General features: G+C 54.5%; 12 protein-coding genes. 4 read left to right on the top strand and 8 right to left on the bottom strand.

The features are described from left to right. Positions 1-40: 40 nt before the first annotated feature. From ELQ88_RS29030 to ELQ88_RS29040, 3 genes are read left to right on the top strand one after another with little or no spacing between them, the layout of a single operon-like run. Positions 41-874 carry a formyltransferase family protein gene (locus ELQ88_RS29030; protein ID WP_161599993.1) on the top strand — a complete coding sequence of 278 codons (834 nt, stop codon included), beginning with the start codon at positions 41-43 and terminating at the stop codon, positions 872-874. After that, positions 864-1838: a hypothetical protein gene (locus ELQ88_RS29035; protein ID WP_138969051.1), complete on the top strand. Its 975-nt coding sequence runs from the start codon at positions 864-866 to the stop codon at positions 1836-1838. The genes ELQ88_RS29030 and ELQ88_RS29035 overlap by 11 nt, the downstream gene beginning before the upstream one ends. Further along, complete coding sequence (locus ELQ88_RS29040) at positions 1839-3107, top strand: MFS transporter (RefSeq protein WP_138969052.1); 1269 nt, start codon at positions 1839-1841, stop codon at positions 3105-3107. Between the two features lie 1451 nt (positions 3108-4558). Here the strand turns inward: ELQ88_RS29040 and cyoE are convergent. The 6 genes from cyoE to ELQ88_RS29080 form a co-directional block, all read right to left on the bottom strand. Then, positions 4559-5446, bottom strand: a complete 888-nt coding sequence (gene cyoE, locus ELQ88_RS29050) for a heme o synthase (RefSeq protein WP_128869974.1) — start codon at positions 5444-5446, stop codon at positions 4559-4561. An 11-nt stretch (positions 5447-5457) separates the two neighbouring features. After that, positions 5458-5793, bottom strand: a complete 336-nt coding sequence (gene cyoD / locus ELQ88_RS29055) for a cytochrome o ubiquinol oxidase subunit IV (RefSeq protein ID WP_128869975.1) — start codon at positions 5791-5793, stop codon at positions 5458-5460. Further along, positions 5794-6420: a cytochrome o ubiquinol oxidase subunit III gene (locus ELQ88_RS29060; protein WP_128869976.1), complete on the bottom strand. Its 627-nt coding sequence runs from the start codon at positions 6418-6420 to the stop codon at positions 5794-5796. 3 nt (positions 6421-6423) lie between these two features. Further along, the gene (gene cyoB / locus ELQ88_RS29065; RefSeq protein WP_138969053.1) at positions 6424-8454 is read right to left on the bottom strand and encodes a cytochrome o ubiquinol oxidase subunit I; all 2031 of its coding nucleotides are present in this window, start codon (positions 8452-8454) and stop codon (positions 6424-6426) included. A 3-nt stretch (positions 8455-8457) separates the two neighbouring features. Next, complete coding sequence (gene cyoA, locus ELQ88_RS29070; protein WP_128869977.1) at positions 8458-9405, bottom strand: ubiquinol oxidase subunit II; 948 nt, start codon at positions 9403-9405, stop codon at positions 8458-8460. 826 nt (positions 9406-10231) lie between these two features. Beyond that, positions 10232-10741 carry a disulfide bond formation protein B gene (locus tag ELQ88_RS29080; RefSeq protein WP_138969054.1) on the bottom strand — a complete coding sequence of 170 codons (510 nt, stop codon included), beginning with the start codon at positions 10739-10741 and terminating at the stop codon, positions 10232-10234. A 687-nt stretch (positions 10742-11428) separates the two neighbouring features. Here ELQ88_RS29080 and ELQ88_RS29100 point away from each other — a divergent pair. Continuing rightward, a protein-coding gene (locus ELQ88_RS29100; protein ID WP_228761575.1) for an IS3 family transposase occupies positions 11429-12783 on the top strand; the annotation gives its coding sequence in 2 pieces (ribosomal slippage) (positions 11429-11899 and positions 11902-12783; 1353 coding nt in all). A 456-nt stretch (positions 12784-13239) separates the two neighbouring features. On the opposite strand, the gene ELQ88_RS29115 is transcribed toward ELQ88_RS29100, so the two are convergent. Together ELQ88_RS29115 and ELQ88_RS34230 are read right to left on the bottom strand one after the other, a co-directional pair. Further along, entirely contained in the window at positions 13240-14202 is a 963-nt protein-coding gene (locus tag ELQ88_RS29115; RefSeq protein WP_138963519.1) for an IS110 family transposase, read from the bottom strand. Between the two features lie 179 nt (positions 14203-14381). Continuing rightward, on the bottom strand, positions 14382-15281 hold the full coding sequence (locus ELQ88_RS34230) for a hypothetical protein (protein ID WP_161599994.1): 900 nt from the start codon (positions 15279-15281) through the stop codon (positions 14382-14384). Positions 15282-15290: the final 9 nt, after the last annotated feature.

The following is a 15290-nucleotide window of genomic DNA, read 5'->3' on the forward strand; positions in this document are numbered from 1 at the left end:
TTGTCGCATCGCCTACATATGTGGGATACAGGGATTGTCATTGGTCCCTCTCTTACAGGGCATTACTGAGCCTGAAGACCTGATGGTTTTTGCCTCGCAATCTGCCTGTAAGGAATGGGAGGGTAACGCCCAACATATAGAGCCTATTGAGTCCGCCGAGAGGTTAAAAGCGGCCTTGGTGACTTTCCAACCTGACATGATTCTTGTAATGACTTACCTTTCGAAATTAGATGTATCACTTTCGGAATTAAGCAAGTACGGCATGGTTAACATCCACCCTTCCCTGTTACCTGAATATCGCGGAGGAGCACCAATCTTTTATGCTCTGCAAAATGGCGAAGAACACGTAGGCGTGACTTATCATTTCATGACCGAGGTGTTTGACCAAGGCGATATCATTGAACAAGCATCCATAAAAGTAACCCCCACGGACTGTGCCAGTTCGGTGTGGTTAAAGGTGATAAAGAAGATATTCGCTGGCCTGCCCCATGTTATCGAAAATCGAAGCCAGTGGAATTCAATGGCAAGAAAGCAGGATGAAAACGTTGCCACTACGATAGGATTTCCTTCATTGGGGGAACGGAGTTTAAGCAAACTAAAAACCGTATCGGAGAACCTTAGTATCATCAGAGCGTGTGGCCGAGCTACGGGGGCACGGTTATCCCTGGAAGGCAATATAATTTTTGTCACCGAAGCAAGCGTGGCGCCGGCAAACGCCACATTGAATGAAAGCCCAGAGACCTGGATAGATAATGGAAGTACGCTTCTATTCAAGGTGCTTGACGGCTGGCTGGAAATCAACGCAGCGAAGCTCGACGGACTAAAAATATCTTCGTGGAGGTTTTTGATGGAAGCATTAGCCCATGGCGCTTAATCAGAAAACATTGGACATCGAAAGCCAGCCATTCCCCTATGACACTGAACATTATGACAGGCGTTTTCTGGATTGCTGGCGAAGACAAGCCGTCGTATTTCTGGACAAGTGTGGCGCTGACGTCGATCTGCTATTTTATAATTCACTTGCTTCGACAGACCGTATTTTTGAAGACCATATCCTGAATCACAAACCCAAGTATGCTTTTTTGACGCCCTCAATAGATAACGAGGGACTGTCTTTGACAGGCTGGCAACAAAACCTGAAGACGTACGAAACGTTCGAGGCGGCGGGCGACGATCTAAGTGAGCACTTTGAGAAGGTTCCATTCGCCATCGTCATGGGCAGTGTATTTTATTTACCACATTGCCCTGAATACCACATGGAACATCTTAACCACTCGATTGTGCTATCCGGACAACGCGCACACTCCGTTTGGGAGGTGATTGATGATGACCCCTCCTCTATATTGAGAACGTATCGCTACGATAAAAGCTACATCGAGAGGTATTTCAACAACAATGGCGCACGCCTGATCAGATATTTCAATCCGGTCAAGATCGACACCACTGAGAGCGGACGTGACGCCGCCATTAAAAAGTGCGCAACTTACTTATCTTCAATGGAGGATAGTTACAAACTGCTTACGGAAATAGAATGGATTGCGAACAACCCATACGAATCGGTTAGCATTCGCGCAAAAAAAATACATGAGGCATTTTCAATATACTCCGGGTCGCGAAGTTTGTTTTCAAGATTTGCCGAACGTGTCTTGGGGGATCAAGTCGCTGCTTCCCACTTAAATGACATCGCTGCTGAGGCAATGGTCATAAAATACGCCATGGCCAAGGCTGAAATCACACGCCGCATAAATGTCGGATCAATCGTATCGAGATGCGAAAAGCTGGCAGTTCAAGAACGCCGCACCCTTTCGCTGTTAAGAAAAAACCTGGGATGTTCTTAAATGGCTTTAGACATAAAACTGGAAACGGACGAGTTAAGTTACAGAAAGCTTCTTGTTCAACCGAACTTCACAAGATTTTTTCTAAGCCAGGTACTGGTGAGCGTTGGCGACGGTTTTTTTGGAGTGCTGGTAACATTTTTAGCGCTGACGATGGGAGCGTCAGCAAGTACGTTGGGTATCGTCGCGTTTTGTGTGACCTTTCCAAGAGGTGTCCTGGGCATTTTGGGCGGTGCGGTTGCCGACCAATATGATCGCAGAAAGCTGATGGTATTTTGTGATGTAGTCCGTGGGTCAGGTGTACTGATTCTAGCGTTGCTTGTGTTCATGAATGCTCTGGACATCTTCTTTCTTACGCTCATTGGCGCCGTTGTGACATCCACCTACGCTCTGTCGAAACCGGCAAGCAAAGCCTATGTTCCCAGTATTGTGGAAAAGAAAGAGTTAATACTCGCTAATGGACTGGTGCAAAGTGTGCTTTGGCCTTGTTTTTTTCTGGGAGCTGGTTTAGTAGGTTTTACAGGCGCGCTAAACGTAGCGCCGGCCAACGCCCTGATTGTCTGTGCGTTAATATTCTTTTTCTCGCAAATAGCCCTGACGAGCATCAAGGGGCACGTGACGCGCACTGCCGCTCGAACTGCATTTTCCATGCTGCAACAGTTACGCGGTGGCTGGGAAGAGTTACTCAAGCATCGAGCGTTAATGGTAAGAATCACCAGCTATTTTCTTTACACAGTGTCCTGGCGCGGCACCCTGCAAATAGCGCTTCCTCTGTATGCAGTCAATACACTGAATCAACCTGCTACATTTTATAGCAGCCTGATGGTAGCTTGTGGGATCGGCGAGCTTATTAGCTCTTTGATTATTGGTAAATTACGGATCTCGAATAATTTGAGACTGGCGTTCTGCGGAGAAATAATTCTTGCTCTGGCACTTATCATTCTCGTCGTGAATTCTTTTACAGGCATGCCTGCCTTAGTACTGGCGCTTATTGCCAGCCTGTTGATAGGGCTCTCAGCTACTGTCATTGACATCCCCCTGATCACAGCCATTCAGCACGACATAGACGATGACAAATCCGGAAAAATATTCAGTTACTGGAGCGCGCTAGGTGCACTAGGAGGAAGCGTAGGCACCTTGATAGTCAGTGGACTCATCTATTTGATTGGTCTTCAAAATGCAATTATTTTCATGACGGCCTGGCTGACGCTCTCAGCAGTGGTCGCTTATGGAATCGCTTATACCAAGGTGCGAGGTGAGGGAAAGCAATAAACTCAAGCTTCCACCGCGCGAACTACCGCTCATTGGCATCAACCACTAAACACCTCTATGCCTGACCTGAATGTATTCGCAGTAGCCGCCCCCACTTTCAAGCTCAAGCACTGCGGCTTGCCCTCGTATTTGGAATCGCTCTTGTCAGATGATGAGTTGCTTCGTGCCCATGGCATCAAAGACGAAACAAGCAGAACGGAATTCATACTAGGAAGAGCCCTCCTTCGCAGTGTGATATCCAGTTTACTCAACTCGGTGCCGCGCCATTTACCCATTCTTATCGAACACAATGGCAGGCCCTATTTAGATGGGCACAGCCTGCAATTCAGCTTGAGTCATGCTTGTGGGTACGTCTGTGTTGCAGCGTCAAGGAACAGCAGGGTTGGCGTCGATATCGAAGGCGGGGGCCTGTTGGAAAGGAGCGGTGTTTTGAACAAGTATCTTCGCAAGACATTCCTTGACGACGAGGGCTCCTGCCTGACCTCAGCCGATTCCGATATCGTAGGCCATTGGTGTATGTGCGAAGCCTATGCCAAGTGTTCAGGCCAGGACATGCTTACCTCAATGCGTTCTCAAGAGTTACGTAAACTGATCCGGCAGACACCAAGGTCTAGTTGGCATGTCGGTTCGAGTCACTCAATATGCCTGACGTCCGTTGCTAATGGCCAAATACCGCTCGCCCTGTGTGTGGATGCACTTCCAATGCCTTTCAGCGTTGTTGAAATTGACCTATCCGATGAGTTGTTCTTGAGCAAGCTACATCAGGAGTTGCACCAGACGGCGTAATATTTCTTCACCGTCCCACTGAACGAAAATGTGTCCCTCGCCGTACGCTATTTGTCCCACCAGGCTTTAGAAATAAAAAAACCGCCCATCTTTCGAAGGGCGGTTTTTCGATCCGATACCCGCAGATCAGAAACGCAGGCAAAGCGAGTAATTCGTTCGAGCAGATACCCTGCGCGTCTAACCTCCACTTCATCGGAGTGGCGGCTCAGAAATGCTGTTACTTCGCTTTCAAGGTTCGAATTCGAGTACCAAACAGCTTTGGCCGCGCTCACAAGCGCAGCTTCATCTGCCTGATTTAAAGGGTTTTGACCAGTGTGTCCAAGGCGGTTGAGAGGACGTGGCCGCTAAGGGGCTTCGTCATCTGAGCTCTCCAGAGTTGCTAACGTCCCGAGGTTAGAGAGGTGATTTCTGACCGACAACCTGAAAGCTTCGTGGGAAATTTCTGCTGTTTACCTGCCCATTTATTGCCGCCTGTAAGACCGCCTTCGCGAGCAAGCTTGCTCCTACAGAAGTTCAGCGCCGTACTCAGCATGAGGGGCTGACCCCGATCTGCTGTAGGAGCAAGCTTGCTCGCGAAGGCGGCAACCCGGTCCACCAGTAAACCGCCCATAAAAAACCCCGCACTTCTCTCGAAGGCGGGGTTTTTCTTTTACAGCATCCGACGCTTAAGGCGCGTAAGTCAGCAACAACTCACTCGGCACCTGGAAGTCCAGCGACATCATCACGCTCAACGCGGTAATGGTGAAGATCGAGAACACGAACAGCTTGCGTGCCCAGACCGTGTCATCCACTGCCTTGTAGCCGGTCCAGGCCATGTACAACCAGTACATGCCCATGGCCGCGGCGACGGCGAGGTAGCTCATGCCGGCGTAGCCGCTGAAGGTCAGCATCAAGGTCGCCACGAGGAACGCCAGGATGTAGAGCAGGATGTGCTTCTTCGCCACTTCAATCCCGCGCTTCACCGGCAGCACCGGGATCGATGCGGCCAGGTAATCGTTGAAGCGGAAGATCGCAATGGCGTAGGAATGCGGCATCTGCCACAGGCTGAACATCACCAGCAGCGTCAGGGCGGCCATGTCGAAGCTGTTGGTCACAGCGACGTAGCCAATCACCGGCGGCATCGCCCCCGACAGACTGCCCACCAGCGTGCCGTGGACCGACTTGCGCTTGAGGTACAGGCTGTAGAAGCCGACGTAGATGACGAAGCCGATTACCGCGAACAAAGCGGCCAACGGGTTGGCCACCTTGTACAACAGCGCAACGCCGAAAACACCCAGGACGGTCGCAAAGGCCAGGGCCAGTTTCAGGGAGATCAAGCCCTGGACCAGCGCCCGGTTCTTGGTGCGTTCCATCTTCAGGTCGATGTCGCGGTCGATGCAGTTGTTGAACACGCAACCGGAAGCCACTACCAGGGACGTGCCGATCATCGCAGCCAGGAAGATGGCCAGATCGACATGCCCTTTGGAGGCCAGGAAAAATCCGCCTGCCACTGAAAGCACGTTACCGAAAATGATCCCCGGCTTGGTGATTTGGATAAAGTGCTTCAAGGACATCCGGACTTACCTCAGTGCGCCATCATGTTGGTGTGGATGCTGAACATGATCCACAGCGACAGGCCTACCAACAGGACGATTACCAATGCTGCGAAAACAAACGCGATCACGTTGTTACGCTGGGCGGCGGAGCGGTCCAGGTGGAGGAAGTACACCAGGTGCACCAGCACCTGGATGACTGCGAAAGCCAGCACGATCCACAGGGTCATGGCTTTCGGCAGCGACGGGTACATCACCAGGCCGAAAGGAATGACGGTCAGGATCACCGACAGGATGAAGCCGATCGCGTAGGACTTGACGCTGCCGTGGCTGGCGTCATGGGCGTCATGGGCGTGTGCGTTAGCCATTTACATAGTCCCCATCAGATAAACAACGGTGAATACGCAGATCCACACCACGTCCAGGAAGTGCCAGAACAGGCTCAGGCAGCTCAGACGGGTCTTGTTGGTGGCCGTCAGGCCGTTTTTCTGCACCTGGTACATCATGATCGCCATCCAGATCAGACCGCTGGTCACGTGCAGACCGTGGGTGCCGACCAGGGTGAAGAACCCGGACAGGAAGCCGGAACGACTAGGGCCGAAGCCTTCGGAGATCAGCAGGTGGAACTCGTTGATCTCCATGGCGATAAAGCCGGCGCCCAACAGGAAGGTCATGCCCAGCCAAGCCAGCACCTGATTCTTCTTGCCCTTGAACAACGCCAGCATGGCGAAGCCGTAGGTGATCGAACTGAACAACAGCAGAGCGGTTTCGCCCAGCACGTATGGCAGCTCGAAAATGTCGGCGCCCGACGGGCCGCCCGCTACGTTGTTAACCAGTACCGCGTACACCGCGAAGATCGACGCAAACAGAATGCAGTCGGTCATCAGGTAGAGCCAGAAACCGAATACGGTCATCTCGCCCGAGTCGTGGTGATGGTCATCATGCCCATGTCCATCGACATGGGTGTGTCCAGCATTGGTCACTAAGTTCGACATGGTTTAAGCCTGTTCCAACGAGGTTTCAACACGGGTGGCGGTGGCTGGGACTTTCCCGGCCGCTACCAGACGTTTGTGCTGCTCGGCTTCGATGCGCTCGATGACATCCACCGGCACCATGTAGCCCTGATCGTCTCGGGCGGCATGGATGGTGAAATACACCACGGTGCCAACCAGACCGACGATGGCCAGCCACCAGATGTGCCAGATCATCGCGAAACCGAACACGGTCAACAGCGCGCCCATGACCACACCGGTCGCGGTGTTGTTAGGCATGTGGATCGGCTCGTACTTGGCCGGAGCCTTGTACGCGGTGCCGTCTTCCTTGGCCTCGGTGAACGGGTCGATGCAGTCGGCTTTCGGCAGCACGGCAAAGTTGTAGAACGGTGGTGGCGACGAGGTCGACCATTCCAGGGTATGGGCATTCCACGGGTCACCGTGTTCGCACATGTTCTCTGGCTTGTTGCGGTCACGCACACTGACGTAGAGCTGGATCAGCTGGCAGGCGATACCGACGGCGATCATCACCGCACCGAACATGGCAACGTACAGGTACGGTACCCACTCAGGGTTGGTGGTGGCGTTCAGACGACGGGTCATGCCCATGAAGCCCAGGACATAGAGCGGCATGAACGCGACGAAGAAGCCGGTGATCCAGAACCAGAATGCAGCCTTGCCCCAGCCTTCGTGCAGCTTGAAGCCGAACGCTTTCGGGAAGTAGAACGCAAAGCCTGCGATGTAGCCGAATACCGCGCCGCCGATGATCACGTTATGGAAGTGCGCGATCACGAACAGGCTGTTGTGCAGCACGAAGTCAGCACCCGGGATGGCCAGCAGTACGCCGGTCATGCCGCCGATGGCGAAGGTCACCATGAAGCCCAGGGTCCACAGCACCTGGCTGGTGAAACGCAGACGGCCCTGGTAGATGGTGAACAGCCAGTTGAATAGCTTCACCCCCGTCGGGATCGAAATCAGCATCGTCGCCAGACCGAAGAAGGCGTTGACGCTGGCACCCGACCCCATGGTGAAGAAGTGGTGCAGCCAGACCATGAAGCCCAGGATCGAGATTGCGCCCGACGCGTAGACCATCGAGTGGTGGCCGAACAGTTTCTTGCCGGTGAAGGTCGAGATGACTTCCGAGAAAATGCCGAACGCCGGCAGGATCAGGATGTACACCTCGGGGTGACCCCAGGCCCAGAACAGGTTGACGTACATCATTGGATTGCCACCAAGTTCATTGGTGAAAATGTGGAAATCCATGTAACGGTCAAGCGTCAGCAGCGCCAGGGTAGCGGTCAGGATCGGGAACGAGGCTACGATCAGGACGTTGGCCCAGGTGCAGGTCCAGGTGAAGATCGGCATGTCCATCAGCTTCATGCCAGGGGTACGCATTTTCAGCACGGTGGCCAGGAAGTTGACCCCCGTCAGCGTCGTACCCAACCCGGATAGCTGGAGCGCCCAGATGTAGTAATCCATCCCCACGCCCGGACTGTATTGCAGCCCCGACAGCGGCGGATAGGCAACCCAACCGGTCTTGGCGAATTCGCCGACGCCCAGGGACAGGTTGATCAGCACCACGCCGGACACCAGCAGCCAGAAGCTCAGGGAGTTCAGGAACGGGTACGCAACGTCACGCGCGCCGATCTGCAGCGGCACTGCCAGGTTCATCAGGCCGGTGAAGAATGGCATCGCCATGAAGATGATCATGATCACACCGTGGGCGGTGAAGATCTGGTCATAGTGTTCAGGCGGCAGGTAGCCAGGCGAACCCTCGGTGGCCATGGCCAACTGGGTACGCATCATGATGGCGTCGGCAAAACCGCGCAGCAGCATGACCATGGCGACGATGATGTACATCACGCCGATTTTCTTGTGGTCGACCGACGTCAGCCACTCGGTCCACAGGTAGGTCCACTTCTTGAAGTAGGTGATTGCAGCGAACAGCGCCAGACCACCGAGCGCGATCATGGCGATGGTTATCATCACGATCGGTTCATGGAACGGGACCGCTTCCCAACTTAATTTACCAAACATCGTTTACTCCTCTGCCCCGGCAGCTGAATGCGAACTCATGTCCATCCCTTCCATGTTGTGGGCCACTTCTTTCTCTTTCTTCTCGTGGTGCATCGGCTTGCCCGGATTCATGCCTTCGTACTTGTCGACGATGATCTGGAACAGGTTCGGCGTGACCGAGGAGTAGAGTTCGACTGGGTTGTTCTGGCTTGGCTTGGAAAGGGCTTCGTATTCAGCTTTTTCCAGCTGTTTAGGTGCCTTTTTGACTTCGCTTACCCAGGCGTCGAAATTTTCCTGAGAAGTTGAGATCGCTTTGAATTTCATGCCGGTGAAACCTGCGCCGCTGTAGTTGGCGGAGATGCCTTCCATTTCAGCGTCACGGTTGGCAATCAGGTGCAACTTGGTCTGCATGCCGGCCATCGCGTAGATCTGGCCGCCCAGGCCCGGAATGAAGAACGAGTTCATTACCGAGTCCGACGTCACCTTGAAGTTGACCGGGGTATTCGTCGGGAACACGATCTTGTTGACCGTGGCGATGCCCTGCTCCGGGTAGATGAACACCCACTTCCAGTCCAGCGCGACCACTTCAATGGTGATCGGCTTGACGTCGGATTCCAGCGGCTTGTAAGGGTCCAGAGCGTGGGTCGACACGTAGGTGACGTAACCCAGGGCAATGATGATCAGCACTGGAACAGCCCACACCGCGATCTCGATCTTGGTGGAGTGCGACCACTTCGGCGTGTACACCGCGTCAGTGTTGGTCGCGCGGTATTTCCAGGCGAACAGGAAGGTCATGACGATGACCGGGACCACGACCAACAGCATCAGCAACGTTGCGGTGATGATCAGGTTGCGCTGCTCCAGGCCAACCTGGCCTGTTGGATTGAGCAAGGTCATGTTGCAGCCTGACAGCAGCAACGCGCCGATCAGCGGCAATAAGCCTAGTAGTCTGGGGTACCTGTTTTTACTCATCTCACGACCTCTAAAGCAGCTTGCGCAATGCAGTTGGGTTTTGATCGCCAACACTTCACCCTGCCAAGGGTTGGCATTTTTCTTGGATTGAATAAGGGCTGCCCGTCGCGCGTCAGACGCTGCTCGACAAATCCTGGGACAGCGGTGAGTTCTTATTCGAATTCGTGGTCAAAGGCCTTGTTACAGACCAATTCCATTTGGTGCGGATAGTGGAAGGCACCGACACCTGGGAGTCGCATGAAGCCATCCGGCCTCTCGACGCCCTATTCCTGCTCGTGCACCTGTGTAAGGGTGAGCAGTGCCGGGAATTCAGTGCGGGCGATTGTAGTGACGTAGCGATTCATAAACCATGTCTCATCCCGAAATAATTTTTATCCATTTCAGCAACAATCATTCACGAATTTCGCAAAAGTCCGGCATGTTATCGAAATTGATTCGCAACAAAAACACCAAAAATAGTAGGTCTACCGCGCTCAGTTCAGACAGTATCGAAGGCTCTACGTCGTCCTTCGACCCGCCCCTAACCCCTATGCGACAAGGGCTCCGGCAATTCGCCGAGCCCTGTTAAAACTGCCTGTTCGGGCGTTTCAAGGTCGCAGCCGCCGGCTGTTGAAAAACCGGCTTTTTGTTTCGTAGACTGGCGCGAATTCACGGTCTGGAAATGTCCTGCGACACTTGCGCTGTGACAACATGTCGCACACATGCCGCCGCCCGACTTGTCGCGCATCAAGGTCTTTTCGCCTGCCCTCTGCCATGCAAAACGCCCCGGCGCTCTTGACGAGGACCGGGGCGTTTTTGGCTTTTTACGCAGTAGGCGCAGCAGGGCTTAGCGCAACCCTCTGCGGTTACGCGAAGTGAGCAGCGGCACAAGAATGACCACCAGTACAAAGGCGACCAGCGCCCATTGGGCGAGGGACAGGCCGAGAATCGGCGGGTACGGCGTCGAGCAGAAGCCGTCGACCTGGAAGCCCAGCGGGAAAAGCTTCGCCAGCGGCAAACCGTCGACAATCGGTTGCAGCACATCGATGCCGCAGCTGACGGTCGGATAGAACTGGGTGTAGACGTGATGCCCGGCCACCCCGACGCCCGCCAGGGCGCTGATCACCACCAGGGTTTCGAACCCCGTGATGCTGCGGCGGGTGCGCATGGCCGCGCCGATGAAGGCGAAGATCGCAATCAGCAGCAAGGCGTAGCGTTGCAGGATGCACAGCGGGCACGGCGCCTCGCCCAGGACGATTTGCATGTACAGCGCGCCGCCGATCAGCGCCAGGCAGATGGCGCCGAGTAACACCAGATAGCGCCGTTCCCGGCCCAACCGCATTGTTTCCTCGCTCATTGCGTTTCCCTTCTGAATATCGATTGCCCAAAGTCTACACGCTGGCCCCGACCTTTGAGAGTCTGGCGCGCACGGGTGGGTATCGGGGAATAGACGACAGGCCGGTTAAGCAGGGATTAAAATTTCGGTGATGTCCTGAATTTTGAATAAGCCAAAGGCCTCTTCGCCGGAACGCCGCCCGGAGCCGGCTCACGCATTTTCTATTGGCTGTGTGTGCGTCGCAGCCCCCCCTGCAGGAGCTGGCTTGCCAGCGAAAGCGGTCTGTCAGCCAACACCTCTACTGAATGTACCGCCGTCTTCGCCAGCAAGCCGGCTCCTACACGGAATCCGCGTCGTTCAGCAACTTGGCGTTCCCTGAAGATCCCCTGTAGGAGCTGGCTTGCCAGCGAAAGCGGTCTGTCAGCCAACACCTCTACTGAATGTACCGCCGTCTTCGCCAGCAAGCCGGCTCCTACACGGAATCCGCGTCGTTCAGCAACTTGGCGCTCACTGAAGATCCCCTGTAGGAGCTGGCTTGCCAGCGAAAGCGGTCTGTCAGCCAACACCTCTACTGAATGTACCGCCGTCTTCGCCAGCAAGCCGGCTCCTACACGGAATCCGCGTCGTTCAGCAACTTGGCGCTCACTGAAGATCCCCTGAACTGCCCCCCAAAAGTTGGACACAGATCCTGACTTTTGGGGTGTTCCAATGGGCAAGTATTCCGTGCAGTTCAAAATCACAGCCGTTGAGGCCTACATCAACGGCGACGATGGGTTTCGAAAAATCGCCAATCGCTACTCGATTGATTGCAGTCTTCTGCGACGTTGGGTTGCCGCTTTTCAAGCCCGTGGCAGCGCGGGTCTGCGAGCGAATGGTCACCACTACAGTGCGGTGTTCAAGCTTTCGGTTGTTGAATGTATGCACAAAGAACGACTTTCCTGTCGCGAGGCCGCCACCCGGTTTGGGCTCGGACAGTCTTCGCAGGTGGGCATTTGGGAGCGCCAGTATTACAGTGGCGGTCTAGATGTACCCAAGAGAAAAAAGACTGTCTCCATGCCAAAAAAATCGCCTGTCCCACCCCAGTCCCCGTTTGTAGATGATGATTCGAAAAGTCGGGAACAATTCAAGGCTGAGCTTGAATACCTGCGCATGGAGAACGCCTATCTAAAAAAGCTCGAGGAAATAAGGGAGGCTCCGAACAGGAGCCGTCCCCCCAAGAAAAAACGCTCACCGTGATAGCGCTGCGCTCGAGGTTTCCTTTGGATGGTCTGCTCAAACTGGCCAATCTCGCGCGCAGTACCTTTTATTACCAAGTCGGCGCCCTCCAGAAACCTGACAAGCATGCTGACCTGAAAGCCACCATTCAGGGGCTCTATCATGAGCATGAGGGCCGTTACGGTTATAGACGCATTACCTTGGCGATCCGCAAAAAAGAGCCCGTCAACGAAAAAAGGGTACAGCGTTTGATGGAAGACATGAATCTGAAGTCGCTCGTGCGACCAAAAAGGTATCGTTCTTACAAAGGCCTGGTCGGCAAAATAGCGCCGAATCTGCTGGAGCGTAACTTTCTCGCGCAACGGCCCAACCAGAAGTGGGTGACCGATGTTACGGAATTTAAGGTCGGGCTGAAGAAGCTCTATTTGTCGCCCGTCATGGATCTCTACAACGGCGAGATCCTGGCCTACCAGATCGATACGCGACCGAGTTTTGCCTTGGTAACCGAGATGCTGGATAAGGCTATTGAGCAGCTGCAAGGCCCGGTCAATTTAGTGATCCACTCCGACCAGGGCTGGCAATACCAACAGCCCCGATACCGGCATGCACTGAAGGATCGAGGAATAAAGCAAAGCATGTCGAGAAAGGGGAACTGCTTGGACAATGCTGTGATCGAGAGCTTTTTCGGAACACTGAAGTCCGAGTTTTTCTACCTCAACCGTTTTGAAAGCATAGAAGAACTCCAGGCAGGCCTGGACAAATACATCCGTTACTACAACCATGACCGCATCAAATCGAAGCTCGGCGGACTGAGCCCTGTGGAATACAGAACACAATCCGCTGGCTAGCGACAAAAGACCGTCCAACATTTTGGGGTCAGTTCACCCCTGTAGGAGCTGGCTTGCCAGCGAAAGCGGTCTGTCAGCCAACACCTCTACTGAATGTACCGCCGTCTTCGCCAGCAAGCCGGCTCCTACACGGAATCCGCGTCGTTCAGCAACTTGGCGCTCACTGAAGATCCCCTGTAGGAGCTGGCTTGCCAGCGAAAGCGGTCTGTCAGTCACCACTTCTATCGACTGTGCCGCCGTCTTCGCCAGCAAGCCGGCTCCTACACGGAATCCGCGTCGTTCAGCAACTTGGCGTTCACTGAAGATCCCCTGTAGGAGCTGGCTTGCCAGCGAAAGCGGTCTGTCAGTCACCACCTCTACTGACTGTACCGCCGTCTTCGCCAGCAAGCCGGCTCCTACACGGAATCCGCGTCGTTCAGCAACTTGGCGTTCACTGAAGATCCCCTGTAGGAGATTCTATGTTTGGGGGGAAGCCCCAAAAACTGGATTTGGCTGATATTCGCTCTGGTTCTTCATCAGGGCGAATGCCACCCGTGCCAGCTTGCGAGCCAGGATGACCAGCACTTGAGTCGTCTTTAATCCCCGCTCCAGATAGCGTTCGTAAAACGGCTTCCAGGTCTTTGAGCGACTGGCAGCCATCGCCGCGTTATGCAGCAGGCGCCGTATCTCTGAGTCACCTTTCTTGGTCAGCTTTCGACGTCCGTTCATCTGCCCCGAATCAGAGACTCTCAAATCCATTCCAAGAAACGCGATATAGGCGTCACCACTGGCGAAATCGCCGCGTTGAAATGCCATCGTCAGTGCGGTGGCGGTAAGAAAACCGACCCCCTCTACGGCCTGGCAGCGTTTGACTTGCTCGAGCAGACCCGCCTCTTTTACGACGTCCAACAGCTTCTTCTGGATGAGTAAATCCAATCGGCCCATGGCAGCGATCTGTTGTTTGAATGCCGCTTTCAGCAGCGGTTCGTCGTTCCAGCTTTGAGTCAAACTGACACGCGCCTGGACCAATGTCGCTCGTCTTCGAAGCAGGCTTTGAAGCTTGGTATAGACCTTCGGCGGCGGGCTCCAAGGACGTAGCTCTTCCTCTTCGTTCTTCAAGTAACGCGCCAGTAAACGGGCGTCGCTGGCATCTGTTTTGGCGCGGCCACCCACTCCTTTGCGGTAATTACTCAAACGGAAGCCGTCGATGACATAGACGGTATGTCCCATTGCATGAGCCAGCTCAACCGTATCCAGGTGATAGATATTGGTGGCTTCAATAGCGATGGCGCTGTTTGCAGGTAACGTTTTCAGCCACTTTGTAAGAGACGGTTTATCGTTTGACACGGCCAACAGCAGATCCGTGTCGGCCTGATAGACCACCACTTCGGCCTTGGCGACATCCACTCCGACTACAGAACGCGAGACACTCATTGCCACAAAGAAAGCTCCGGGTTAGGGTTTAAAGGCTTGTCGGGGCTTCACCATTGCGCTGGCTTGCTTCTATCGTCGGTCATGGCCGATGCATTCCTTATCGGCGCTTTGGTGAAGGGGTGGGGCGAAGTCTCCCACGGTCTGTACTGGCTAGAGTCAGATGCTGGCTTTTAGTCCCACCACCCCTACAAGTCTAAACATACAAGCTGGCTTGCCAGCGAAAGCGGTCTGTCAGTCACCACTTCTATCGACTGTACCGCCGTCTTCGCCAGCAAGCCGGCTCCTACACGGAATCCGCGTCGTTCAGCAACTTGGCGTTCACTGAAGATCCCCTGTAGGAGCTGGCTTGCCAGCGAAAGCGGTCTGTCAGCCAACACCTCTACTGAATGTACCGCCGTCTTCGCCAGCAAGCCGGCTCCTACACGGAATCCGCGTCGTTCAGCAACTTGGCGCTCACTGAAGATCCCCTGTAGGAGCTGGCTTGCCAGCGAAAGCGGTCTGTCAGCCAACACCTCTACTGAATGTACCGCCGTCTTCGCCAGCAAGCCGGCTCCTACACGGAATCCGCGTCGTTCAGCAACTTGGCGTTCCCTGAAGATCCCCTGTAGGAGCTGGCTTGCCAGCGAAAGCGGTCTGTCAGTCACCACTTCTATCGACTGTGCCGCCGTCTTCGCCAGCAAGCCGGCTCCTACACGGAATCCGCGTCGTTCAGCAACTTGGCGCTCACTGAAGATCCCCTGTAGGAGCTGGCTTGCCAGCGAAAGCGGTCTGTCAGCCAACACCTCTACTGAATGTACCGCCGTCTTCGCCAGCAAGCCGGCTCCTACACGGAATCCGCGTCGTTCAGCAACTTGGCGCTCACTGAAGATCCCCTGTAGGAGCTGGCTTGCCAGCGAAAGCGGTCTGTCAGTCACCACTTCTATCGACTGTGCCGCCGTCTTCGCCAGCAAGCCGGCTCCTACACGGAATCCGCGTCGTTCAGCAACTTGGCGCTCACTGAAGATCCCCTGTAGGAGCTGGCTTGCCAGCGAAAGCGGTCTGTCAGTCACCACTTCTATCGACTGTACCGCCGTCTTCGCCAGCAAGCCGGCTCC

The sequence above is a fragment of the Pseudomonas sp. MPC6 genome (assembly GCF_006094435.1).
Lineage (GTDB): Bacteria > Pseudomonadota > Gammaproteobacteria > Pseudomonadales > Pseudomonadaceae > Aquipseudomonas.

Bases quoted from the DNA above. Each gene is read 5' to 3' on its own strand.
- ELQ88_RS29035 (WP_138969051.1), top strand. From the start codon at position 864: ATGGCGCTTAATCAGAAAACATTGGACATCGAAAGCCAGCCATTCCCC.
- ELQ88_RS29040 (WP_138969052.1), top strand. From the start codon at position 1,839: ATGGCTTTAGACATAAAACTGGAAACGGACGAGTTAAGTTACAGAAAG.
- cyoE (WP_128869974.1), bottom strand. From the start codon at position 5,446: ATGTCCTTGAAGCACTTTATCCAAATCACCAAGCCGGGGATCATTTTC.
- cyoD (WP_128869975.1), bottom strand. From the start codon at position 5,793: ATGGCTAACGCACACGCCCATGACGCCCATGACGCCAGCCACGGCAGC.
- ELQ88_RS29060 (WP_128869976.1), bottom strand. From the start codon at position 6,420: ATGTCGAACTTAGTGACCAATGCTGGACACACCCATGTCGATGGACAT.
- cyoB (WP_138969053.1), bottom strand. From the start codon at position 8,454: ATGTTTGGTAAATTAAGTTGGGAAGCGGTCCCGTTCCATGAACCGATC.
- cyoA (WP_128869977.1), bottom strand. From the start codon at position 9,405: ATGAGTAAAAACAGGTACCCCAGACTACTAGGCTTATTGCCGCTGATC.
- ELQ88_RS29080 (WP_138969054.1), bottom strand. From the start codon at position 10,741: ATGAGCGAGGAAACAATGCGGTTGGGCCGGGAACGGCGCTATCTGGTG.